This window comes from Agathobaculum sp. NTUH-O15-33 (genome assembly GCF_033193315.1).
Classification (GTDB): Bacteria; Bacillota; Clostridia; order Oscillospirales; family Butyricicoccaceae; genus Agathobaculum; species Agathobaculum faecihominis_A.
On sequence record NZ_CP136187.1, the window covers coordinates 3,002,693 to 3,014,000 of the forward strand.

Genomic DNA, 11,308 nt, shown 5'->3' on the forward strand with positions numbered 1-11,308 from the left:
TTGTATTGTAACACAGTTTTTGCCACTTGTCAGCCATGGCTAACCATATTTCCCGAAAAATAAAAAGCCGATCCAAAAGGATCGGCTTTTATGTGCGCATTGAGTTATCTTCCCGGGCCGTCGCCAGCCAAGTATTGTCACCGTAAACGAGCTTAACTACTGTGTTCGGAATGGGAACAGGTGTACCCTCGTCACCATTAACACGCACTTTCAAGGTTTATACCCTGAAAACTGAACAACAACTACTTACAAGCTATAAGAGATTTGAGGTTACCTCTAATAATGAGGTCAAGCCCTCGGCCTATTAGTATCAGTCCGCTGCATGTGTTACCACACTTCCACTCCTGACCTATCAACCTTGTAGTCTACAAGGGGCCTTACCCCCGAAGGGTGGGAATACTTATCTCAAGGGGAGTTTCACGCTTAGATGCCTTCAGCGTTTATCTCGTCCGTACTTAGCTACCCAGCTATGCCCTTGGCAGAACAACTGGTGCACCAGTGGTACGTCCATCCCGGTCCTCTCGTACTAAGGTCTGCTCCTCTCAATTTTCCTGCGCCCACAACAGATAGAGGACCGAACTGTCTCACGACGTTCTGAACCCAGCTCGCGTGCCGCTTTAATTGGCGAACAGCCAAACCCTTGGGACCTTCTTCAGCCCCAGGATGCGATGAGCCGACATCGAGGTGCCAAACCTCGCCGTCGATATGGACTCTTGGGGGTGATCAGCCTGTTATCCCTAAGGTAGCTTTTATCCGTTGAGCGACGGCATTTCCACTTTCACTACCGCCGGATCACTTGGGCCTGCTTTCGTTTCTGCTCGACTTGTTGGTCTCACAGTTAGGCGGGCTTATGCGCTTACACTCAGTACACGGTTGCCAACCGGGCTGAGCGCACCTTTGCGCTCCTCCGTTACTCTTTGGGAGGCTACCGCCCCAGTAAAACTGACCGGCTGACAGGGTCCTCTGGCCGGATTCAGGGCCTCAGGGTTAGAATCCTCCAGTATTCCAAGGGTGGTGTCTCATTGTTGACTCGCACGCCTGCTGGCGCACGTGCTTCCGAGGCTCCCACCTATTCTGAGCATTAAAACCGAAGAAACAATGACAGCTTACAGTTAAGGTCTATAGGGTCTTTCCGTCCTTTTGCGGGTAGGCGGCATCTTCACCGCCACTACAATTTCACTGAGCGCCTGGTTGAGACAGTGCCCAACTCGTTTCACGATTCGTGCAGGTCGGAACTTACCCGACAAGGAATTTCGCTACCTTAGGACCGTTATAGTTACGGCCGACATTTACTGGGGCTTGGGTTTGGAGCTTCGGCTTGCGGCTAACCCCTTGCCTTAATCTTTCGGCATTGGTCACGTGTCACCCCCTATACTTCGTCTTGCGTCTTTGCAGAGTGCTGTGTTTTTGATAAACAGTCGGTTGGGCCTTTTCTCTGCGGCCTGCATCGCTGCAGGCACCCCTTCTTCCGAAGTTACGGGGCTAATTTGCCGAGTTCCTTAACCAGGTTTCTCTCTTTCGCCTTGGTATATTCTACCCACCCACCTGTGTCGGTTTGCGGTACGGGTCGCTTAGCATACGCTGGGGCTTTTCTCGTCTCTCACGCCATCGACTTCCCTACTTTAATTTCGGTCCGTGGACTCACCTCGGGCAATTCCATCACCTAGGTTCATCTTTTTTCATGCGTCCCCCAAGTTTAAGGGTTGGGAGCTCACGGATTTTTAACCTGATGTCCATCGCCTACGCCTCTCGGCCTCGGCTTAGGTCCCGGCTAACCCAGGGCGGACGAAACACGTTGCCCTGGAAACCTCGGGTTTTCGGCGGCACGGGGATTTCACCCGGCTTAACCGTTACTCATGTCTGCATACTCACTTGCATGTGCTCCAGGGTCAGTCGCCATCGCTCTCTTCGACGCGCATGCAACGCTCTTCTACCCAATACTCTTCCTTGCGGCAAAGTCCAGAGCTTCGGTATAACGCTTGATCGCCAATACATTTTCGGCGCAGGATCACTCGATGAGTAAGCTATTACGCATTTTTTAAATGGTGGCTGCTTCTAAGCCAACATCCTCACTGTCTGTGTAGTTCCACATCACTTTCCACTGAGTATTATTTAGGGACCTTAGCTGCTGATCTGGGTTGTTTCCCTCTCGACAACGTGAAGCTTATCCCTCACTGTCTGACTGCCACGTTCATCAATTAGCACGGTATTCAGAGTTTGATAGGGTTCGGTAAGCGGGTCGTGGCCCCTAGCCTTTTCAGTGCTCTACCCCCGGGCATCTAGCAAATAACGCTGCACCTAAATGCTATTTCGGGGAGAACCAGCTATCTCGGGGTTTGATTGGCCTTTCTCCGCTACCCTCAGGTCATCCGCGGCTTTTTCAACAGTTCACGTGGGTTCGGTCCTCCACTTGCGTTTTACCGCATACTTCAGCCTGCTCATGGATAGGTCACCTCGGTTTCGGGTCTAATACACGCAACTTATTGCGCCCTTTTCGGACTTGCTTTCGCTACGGCTCCGGTACTCCAGTAGCCCTTAATCTCGCTACATACATTAACTCGCCGGACTCGTTATACAAAAAGCACCCGATCACAGGTTAATGTGCTCTGACGGTGCTTGTAGGCACAAGGTTTCAGGTTCTATTTCACTCCGCTCACCGGGGTTCTTTTCACCTTTCCCTCGCGGTACTTGTTCTCTATCGGTCACTGAGTAGTATTTAGCCTTGCGAGGATGGTCCCCCCAGGTTCATCCATCGGGTTTCACGTGTCCGATGTATTACTCTGGATACCACTAGCTCTCCATTCTGGATTTCATCTACAGGGCTTTCACCCTGTTTCGCCAGCTCTTTCCAAGGCTGTTCTATTATCCAATATGATCGCTATATGACGTGGTCCTACAACCCCGAAGAAATATTGCTACTCCCGGTTTGGGCTCCTTCCGCTTTCGCTCGCCACTACTTACGGAATCTCGGTTTCGCTTTCTTTTCCTCGGCTTACTGAGATGTTTCAGTTCAGGCGGGTTTCGCGTTTCGTACCCTATGTATTCAGGTATGAACGATGACAGAGTATTGCCTCGATCAGGTTTCCCCATTCGGATATCCCCGGATCATCGCTTGCTTGCAGCTTCCCGAGGCTTTTCGCAGCTTGCCGCGTCCTTCTTCGCCTGTTGGCACCAAGGCATTCCCCGTACGCCCTTTACTTAGCTTGATCAGCTGTAAGACCTATTGCGGTAAAAGGTGTTATTTGCGGCACTTCCACAATTCCACAAAACACTTTCCTGCCTTCTGAATTATTGAGTAATCTCGGTATCATTTTTAGCTTGTGTTTTGTAGTATGATCTTTCGATCATATTTCCCAATTTAACTTTTGTTCTTTTAAGTCGGAATAACATTTTCTTTTCCTCTATCGATTTTTCAATCGTATGATGTTACATTCCTGCTTCCATCATATTGTTGCTTTTGCTTTCGTTGTTGTTAGTTTCAAGGTACAAATTCAGTTGGTAGGGGTTGGAATAGTTCTATTCTTCTTTCCTTTTGCAGCTAGCTTTAGATTCTTACTTTCTTCTAATTCCTCTTATTTACAACTCGGTTTGGTTGGTGGGCCTGACAGGACTTGAACCTGTGACCCCGCGCTTATCAAGCGCGTGCTCTAACCAACTGAGCTACAGGCCCGTTGTTTCGGCTTCCGGTGGTCGTCTCGTTTTCCGAAACCGTGGTGGAGATGCAGGGGGACTCGAACCCCGGACCTCCAGCTTGCAAAGCTGGCGCTCTACCAACTGAGCTATACCCCCAGTCCCCAGTTGCGGTTCTCGGTGAAAAAAGGTCGTCACGCATTTCGTCGTGCCAGGTTTCCTCCAGGCGTCTGGCTGTTTACACATCTTTGGTTCGTTGCGGGCCCTCGCGGGTTCCGTCTTTCTTCGGTCACCCTGATTGACCGGAGGAGATGCCGACCTGTTGCACTTCCGAGCACGTGCTCCATAGAAAGGAGGTGATCCAGCCGCAGGTTCCCCTACGGCTACCTTGTTACGACTTCATCCCAGTTACCAGTCTCACCTTAGGCCCCTGCCTCCTTGCGGTTGGCTTCAGATACTTCGGGTGCGACCGGCTTCCATGATGTGACGGGCGGTGTGTACAAGACCCGGGAACGTATTCACGGCGCCGTAGCTGATGCGCCATTACTAGCGATTCCGGCTTCGTGTAGGCGGGTTGCAGCCTACAGTCCGAACTGGGCCCAGTTTTTAGGGATTTCCTCCGCCTCGCGGCTTCGGCCCCCTCTGTACTGGGCATTGTAGTACGTGTGCAGCCCTGGGCATAAGGGCCATACTGACCTGACGTCGTCCCCACCTTCCTCCCAGTTGATCTGGGCAGTCTCGCCAGAGTCCCCACCTTCACGTGCTGGTAACTGGCAACGAGGGGTTGCGCTCGTTGCTGGACTTAACCAAACATCTCACGACACGAGCTGACGACGGCCATGCAGCACCTGTTGTAACGCCTCCGAAGGGAAAGTCGCATGCTTTCACATGTTGTTCACTTACATGTCAAGCCCAGGTAAGGTTCTTCGCGTTGCATCGAATTAAGCCACATACTCCACCGCTTGTGCGGGTCCCCGTCAATTTCTTTGAGTTTTAATCTTGCGACCGTACTCCCCAGGCGGCACACTTATCGCGTTAGCTGCGGCACGGAGGGGGTCGATTCCTCCCACACCAAGCGTGCACCGTTTACTGCCTGGACTACCAGGGTATCTAATCCTGTTTGCTCCCCTGGCTTTCGTGCCTCAGCGTCAGTTAATGTCCAGGAAGCCGCCTTCGCCACGAGTGTTCCTCTCGATATCTACGCATTTCACTGCTACACCGAGAATTCCGCCTGCCCCTCCATTACTCTAGTCTCGCAGTATCATGTGCCGTCCGCGGGTTGAGCCCGGGGCTTTCACTCACGACTTACAAAACAGCCTACGCACGCTTTACGCCCAGTGATTCCGAACAACGCTTGCGACCTCTGTATTACCGCGGCTGCTGGCACAGAGTTAGCCGTCTCTTCCTCTTGTGGTACTATCTTTTTAATTTGCTCCCACATGACAGGGGTTTACAATCCGAAGACCTTCATTCCCCCACGCGGCGTCGCAGCATCAGGGTTTCCCCCATTGTGAATGATTCTCGACTGCTGCCACCCGTAGGTGTCTGGACCGTGTCTCAGTTCCAGTGTGGCCGGTCATCCTCTCAGACCGGCTACTCGTCATCGCCTTGGTGAGCCGTTACCCCGCCAACTAACTAATAAGACGCGAGCCCATCCCCAAGCGCATTGCTGCTTTGGTATCATGAGGATGTCCTCTCAATACTTTATGCGGTATTAGCAGTCCCAGTTTCCGAGTGTTATCCCCCTCTTAAAGGCAGATTGCTCACGCGTTACTCACCCGTCCGCCACTAGGTTAAAGATTCCTATCCCCGAAGGAATATTCCAAAATAACCTCGTTCGACTTGCATGTGTTAGGCACGCCGCCAGCGTTCATCCTGAGCCAGGATCAAACTCTCTAAAAATTGTATTAACAGAGCCAAAGCTCAATTAATCGACTTCTTAGAGTCTGACGATATGGTTTGTTTTAAGTGGAGTTCCATATGTCCACCGATTTACTTTATAGAGTGTTTACTCTTAAAAGAATTTTCAGGTTCACATTCCTACACCAGTCTTTCAACCGATGCAGTCAAGCTTTCTCGTTGTTTAATTTACAAGGTGCAATTTCGCTGTTTCGGAGAGTTTTCAGAACTTTTCAGGCTCTTTCGTTTCTCGGTGACAGCTTATTTAGTATATCAGGTTCGGAATCGTTTGTCAAGAACTTTTTTCAACTTTTTTCGTTTTCAAAGTCTTGCTCAGTTCCTCGCCGCCGCTCTCTCAGAAGCAGCTTATTTAGTATATCGCACACCCCTCCTTTTGTCAACACTTTTTATCATAATTTTTCCGCTATTTTTCGCTTCCTCAAATTGGTTTTGATTACATGAACTTTCCATGGTATAATAGCCGCTGAAACGGCTATTATACCGTAGCTTTTCAGAACATTATACCACCAGCGGCAATTCAGAGAAGCGCTTACTCTTTTTGTTTATCTGCCGCTGTGGTATAATAACCATGTTTTCACGAAATATACACCGAAGGGAGAACTTCTTTTGAAACGACTGCTTTTGTCCCTTGCGGCGCTGGTGGTATTCCCCGCATCGGCCCTTGCCGTATCCGCTTCTCCTGCCGCGGCGGGCGGCCAAAGCTTTTCTGTCAGCACATCGCTTAGCGATACAAACGGTGTTCGCGCCGACCCTACTATATATAATATAGAAGGCAACACCTATTTTAAGCTGCGCGACCTTGGCCGCCTGCTCGATTTCGGCGTGACCTATGATTCCGCTGCGAAAGCGGTGCGCATCGAATCGGACAAGGCCTACGTGCCCGTTTCCGGGGAGAGCGGCGCGATCAAGAACACCGCCACGTCAAGTGCGGCGGCCGTATCCTCCAAGCAGACCATCTATGTGGATGGCAAACGGGTCTCGCCCACCGTATACAATATAAAGGGAAACAACTATATGGGCCTGCGCGAGCTTGCCGCGTTGGTCGACTTCGGCGTGGCTTATAATTACGATACGCGCGTGATCACCGCTTACGCCGCCTACCCCTATGCCGAAGAATCAAACTGGACGGCCGCGATGAACGATCTTGCCGTGAATCTCGGCGCGCTGCCCGCTTCCTCGTACCAAGCGACCGCTTCTCGCTATGCGCCGATCGTGACCGGTGAGAATGACGCGGACTGGCGCGTGCTGATCAGCACGCTGCGCGCGGTAAAGGATGCGCCGCCGTTTGCCGCCGGGAGCGCTTTGAGCCGCGCCAACCTCTACTGGGCCAACCAGCTGACCGCCGCGATCACCAACACCGCCTTTGTTTCCCCCTCTTTATATAAAGATGCGCTGCCCGACCTTGCGGACCCCGACCTGTTTGACAACCCGGACAAATCCGCCCTGCGGAAGGACTTCACCGCGCTGTCCGCCGCTTATCTTGGCGCGTCGCCAAAGCAAGCCGCGAGCGCCGGTGTTTCGGGCAGCATTGCTAAGGACGCGAGAGAGCGATTATCCCTCTCCACCTCTTACGCGACCAGCAAGGGCGGTACCGCGGAAGATCTGACAAACACCAAAAAGCATTTTGGGAACGATATGACGGCCCTCTCCTCGCTGACGGACGACAACGCGCGCGTGCAAAAAATCGCGGCCCTAATTAAGGATAACTTCCGCTCGGGCGGCTCCGCCCCATGGACGACCGCATGGCGGACCGGCGACGGCATGGACAGCTTTTCCTTTGCAGCGGCGGCGGATTATATGTTTTATGAAGCCGGCATCCCTGCATTCATCGCACGCAGCTACAGCAGCGCGTGGAATGTGGTGTATGTAAACGGCAAGTGGTCGGTTTTTGAAGCTTCCGCCGGTGCGTCGCTCCGATCGCTGGAGGACAAGCTGCTTCAAGACACGCACCCCGCCTCCACCCTGCTGCTGACGCAGGCCATGCGGCCCGGTTCGTCCTATAACGGGCTAAAAACCTACACGATCGACCATTACTTTACTTATACCCCGATCACCGACACCGCCAAGGCGACCGCCGCGCAGATGCGCGCGTACCTGCTTTCGGTTAATCCGAACGCGCCGCAGTCCGTTCTCGATATGATTCCGCATTACCTGACCGAGGGCGCGGCGGAGGGTATCCGCGGCGACATAGCGTTCGCGCAATCCTGCTTGGAGACCGGCAACTTCACCTTTACGGGCAGCGCGGTCACGCTTGCGCAAAACAATTTCTGCGGACTGGGCGTGGTCACGAACGGCGTGGAGGGCGCGGTGTTTGAAACGCCGCAGCTCGGCATCCGCGCGCAGATCCAGCACCTGAAGGCGTACGCGAACCGCGCGGCGCTGAAAAACGAATGTATTGATCCGCGCTTCACCCTTGTCACGCGAGGCTGCGCGGAGACCGTGCAGCACCTAGGCATTCAGGAAAACCCGAAGGGCTACGGCTGGGCCTCCGGCGCGGATTACGGCACAAAAATTCTGAATATTTTGGATCATATTTTGACCTATCCCGGGGCATAATGGTTTGCGAGGTGAACGATCATGAACCATTACCACAATTTAACGGAAATGCTCGCACTGAACACTGCGGCGCACGCCTATTTCGACGACCTGCCCGATTATGTGCGCGAAATGATCACTTCGCGCGGCAACAACCTGCATTCCTGCGAGGAATTGCAGGGCTACGCGGAAAAGCTGCTGCGCGGCGACGATTGAGCGCATGGCAAGGCCCCCTTCTTTTGCAAAACTGCAAAAGAAGGGGGCCTTGTGTATGTTCAGCACTCGTTTAAATCGCGCTGCAAAGCGTCGGCCAGACGGCCGATATGCAGCCCATCCACAAAGGAATGGTGCGCCTGCACGGAAAACGGCAAAAGCAGCTTGCCGTCCCGCTCGAAAAACTTGCCCCAATCGAAAAGGGGCGTGGCGTTATCCTTTTTTGCCCGCGTTCGTGTGCGAGATATGGGTGTACGATACCCACGGGAAGGGCGAAAACTGGAATACATCGTTGCCCAGCGGGCCGGTGAAGTACGCCTGCTGCTCGCGCGCGGTTTTGAGCGCAAGGGGCACATACGCTTCCATGGAATCCTGCATCGGCACGGTGACGACTTTAAACAGCTCGGTCTCCTCGTTTAAATAGGTAAACGCGGTGTCGATCCGGTCAAACAGCACGACCTTACCATCGACAAAGCGGTAGCGAAATTCTTCGATCTTGTTTGCGCACGCGGCAACCGCATAAATCAGCGCCATACTAAAGGAATAGCCCTTTGCCTTCACCATCCGCCGGAACCTTGTGACGTCCAGTTCAAACGTGACGCAGAACGCCGGTTCCACACTGTTCCGAAATACCGCGCAGTGCATCGCCCGTTTCCAGTTTGCTTCGTCGATCACCTTGTACTTGCCAGCCATTGCCGCCGCCTCCCATCCTTTATTATATATAGTGTAGCACAGCCGGTTTGTCTGCACAACCGAGAAAGCTGATATCCATATTTCGGGCGTCCCGCGGGATGCAGAGCGTGGGCAGCCCGGTAAACCGCTCGATCTGCCGCCGGTTGTCCTGATGCATCGGATCGTGTTCGTCGAACTGGTTCAGCGCGATGGCGCGCACCGTTAATCCGCGCCGCTCCGCATACGAAGCGGCCAGCACGGCGGCATTGATCGCGCCGAGGCCGGAGGGCGCTACAAGCAGCAGTTCAAAACCAAGCATCGCTGCCACATCGGTCAAAAGCAGCGTTTCGCCGTCCGTCCGCAGCGGGCAGAAGATACCGCCGCAGCCTTCGGCCACGATAAAGTCAAACCGGCTTTGCACGGCGCGAAAGCGCCGGTCGATCTCCGCCCGCTCGATCGGCCGGCCCGCGCGCAGCGCCGCAAGATGCGGCGAAACCGCGGGCTCGTAGCAATAGGCCACATAATCCATGGGGTCGCCCGGCAAATCTGCCCGCGCGCAAACATAGGCGGCGTCGCCGGGAACCAGCGCTTCGCCCCGCCGCTCCGCGCCGCTGAGTGCGGGCTTAAAATACCCCGCGTTCACGCCGCCCGCGCGCAGCGAAGCGACCAGCAGGGCCGAAACATAGGTTTTTCCGATATCGGTGCCCGTGCCCGCGATAAAAATGCCGTTTGTCACGCCCGCGCCACCTCGAATCCCAGCGACCGCAGCAGCGCAAGGTCGCGCGCCACGGTAATGCCCGAGGTTGTCAGCATATCGCCGGTAATCGCCGCGTTCGCGCCCGACCGGAAGATGCGCGCGCCCTTGTCCTCGAATTTGCCGCGCCCCGCCGCCATGCGGATCGCCGCCTGCGGCAGCACAAAGCGAAAGACCGCCGCCGTGCGGCAGACCTCGTCCTCGGTCAGCACGGGCAGCTGCTCGAACGGCGTGCCGGGAATCGGCGTAAGCACATTGACCGGCACCGAGCGCACGCCGAGCGCGCGCAGATCGAGCGCAAGATCGATACGGTCCGCCGCCGTTTCGCCCATACCGATGATCAGCCCGCTGCACACCGTCAGCCCGGCGCGCATCGCGTTTTGAATCACCGCGATCTTATCGTCATAGGTATGGGTGGTGCACACCTGCGGAAAAAACCGCCGCGAGGCTTCCAGATTACAATGGTACCGGGCAACGCCCGCCTGCCGCAGCCGGACAAGCTGCTCATAAGACAGCAGCCCGTGCGAGCCGCATACCGAAACGCCGCACGCTTCGCGGATCGCGCGGACCGCCGCGCACACCGCTTCGGTCTCCGCTTCGGACAGCGTGCGCCCCGCGGTGACGATGGAAAACCGCCGCACGCCCTGTTCATGATCCGCTTTGGCGCGGGCCGCAAGCTCGTCCGCCGCAAGCAGCGGATACGCGCCGGTCTCCGCCGGATAGCGGGCCGACTGCGCGCAAAACCGGCAGTCCTCCGAGCAGCGGCCGCATTTGCCATTTACGATCGAGCACAGATCGAACGCGTTGCCGCAGCGGGCGTCGCGTATCTCGTCCGCCGCGCGGCAAAGGGCGGTGAGGTCGTCCGATTCAAACAGCCACAGCGCCTCGTCCCGGCTCACGCCGTCGCCTTTCAGCGCTTTTTGCTTGGCTTCTTCTAAACGGTTCACAGCAATTCCTCCTTTTTCAGCGCCGCGCGCAGCCGCCCGGCCAGCCCCGAACCCACGATGCACAGCAGGATATCGCCGGGCAGGTCGAGTGGAAAAGCCGAAAGGAAGATCACGGCGAGCGGCGTTTTCTGCCCCAAATGAAAGTTCAGGATCATGTACTTATAGGCAAAGCCAATCAGATATGTCACCGCCAGCCCGGCAAAGGCCGCGGGCAGAAAATCGCGGAACCGCGCGGCCTGCATTTTCTCGCACAAAAAGCCCGTCAGCGCGGCGGCGGCAATGAACCCCAGCAAATACCCGAAGCTGGGCCGGAAAATATACTGCGGCCCGCCGCCCGCCGCGAACACCGGAATGCCGCAAAGGCCGACGGCCACATACACCCCGGCCGAGATCGCGGCGCGCTTGCCGCCCATCAGCATACCCGCGAGGATAACGAACAGAAATTGCAGCGTGAAATAATCCATAAACGGCACGGGCACCTGTAAAAAGGCCCCCGCCGCGATCAGCGCGGCAAAGAGCGCGCACAGCACCATATGCCGGGTGGAAACAGCGGTTTTCATTGTTTTCTCATTCCTCCTATACCGGACGCGGCGCGGCATGCCGCCCGCTTTTCCCACATTATAGCATGGTTCCTCTC

At 55.1% G+C, this 11,308-nt stretch carries 7 protein-coding genes, 2 tRNA genes and 3 rRNA genes; 2 read left to right on the forward strand and 10 right to left on the reverse strand.

What is annotated here, in order from left to right:
* Positions 1–91 precede the first annotated feature (91 nt).
* The 5 genes from rrf to RWV98_RS14530 form a co-directional block, all read right to left on the reverse strand.
* A 5S ribosomal RNA gene (gene rrf / locus RWV98_RS14510) occupies positions 92–208 on the reverse strand.
* 76 nt (positions 209–284) lie between these two features.
* Positions 285–3,209: ribosomal RNA gene (locus RWV98_RS14515) — 23S ribosomal RNA — on the reverse strand.
* A 384-nt stretch (positions 3,210–3,593) separates the two neighbouring features.
* Positions 3,594–3,670, reverse strand: a tRNA-Ile gene (locus RWV98_RS14520).
* Positions 3,671–3,711: 41 nt separating this feature from the next.
* Positions 3,712–3,789: transfer RNA gene (locus tag RWV98_RS14525), tRNA-Ala, on the reverse strand.
* A 190-nt stretch (positions 3,790–3,979) separates the two neighbouring features.
* Positions 3,980–5,532, reverse strand: a 16S ribosomal RNA gene (locus RWV98_RS14530).
* The 16S, 23S and 5S rRNA genes sit together here with 2 tRNA genes alongside, the layout of an rRNA operon.
* 624 nt (positions 5,533–6,156) lie before the next feature.
* Here RWV98_RS14530 and RWV98_RS19475 point away from each other — a divergent pair.
* Positions 6,157–8,106, forward strand: coding sequence for a glucosaminidase domain-containing protein (locus tag RWV98_RS19475; RefSeq protein WP_442872067.1), 1,950 nt, complete (start codon positions 6,157–6,159; stop codon positions 8,104–8,106).
* 21 nt (positions 8,107–8,127) lie between these two features.
* Positions 8,128–8,301: a hypothetical protein gene (locus RWV98_RS14540; protein ID WP_280962640.1), complete on the forward strand. Its 174-nt coding sequence runs from the start codon at positions 8,128–8,130 to the stop codon at positions 8,299–8,301.
* Positions 8,302–8,360: 59 nt separating this feature from the next.
* On the opposite strand, the gene RWV98_RS19480 is transcribed toward RWV98_RS14540, so the two are convergent.
* Genes RWV98_RS19480 through RWV98_RS14560 form a run of 5 tightly spaced genes read right to left on the reverse strand, consistent with a single transcriptional unit; the run spans position 8,361 to position 11,231 of the window.
* Complete coding sequence (locus RWV98_RS19480) at positions 8,361–8,588, reverse strand: CatA-like O-acetyltransferase (protein ID WP_442872068.1); 228 nt, start codon at positions 8,586–8,588, stop codon at positions 8,361–8,363.
* Complete coding sequence (locus tag RWV98_RS14545; protein ID WP_442872069.1) at positions 8,512–8,991, reverse strand: CatA-like O-acetyltransferase; 480 nt, start codon at positions 8,989–8,991, stop codon at positions 8,512–8,514. Before RWV98_RS14545 ends, RWV98_RS19480 begins: the two co-directional genes overlap by 77 nt.
* A 22-nt stretch (positions 8,992–9,013) precedes the next feature.
* Positions 9,014–9,706 carry a dethiobiotin synthase gene (gene bioD, locus RWV98_RS14550; RefSeq protein WP_317861655.1) on the reverse strand — a complete coding sequence of 231 codons (693 nt, stop codon included), beginning with the start codon at positions 9,704–9,706 and terminating at the stop codon, positions 9,014–9,016.
* Positions 9,703–10,671, reverse strand: coding sequence for a biotin synthase BioB (bioB, locus tag RWV98_RS14555; protein ID WP_317861656.1), 969 nt, complete (start codon positions 10,669–10,671; stop codon positions 9,703–9,705). Before bioB ends, bioD begins: the two co-directional genes overlap by 4 nt.
* The gene (locus tag RWV98_RS14560) at positions 10,668–11,231 is read right to left on the reverse strand and encodes a biotin transporter BioY (protein WP_317861657.1); all 564 of its coding nucleotides are present in this window, start codon (positions 11,229–11,231) and stop codon (positions 10,668–10,670) included. Before RWV98_RS14560 ends, bioB begins: the two co-directional genes overlap by 4 nt.
* Positions 11,232–11,308 lie beyond the last annotated feature (77 nt).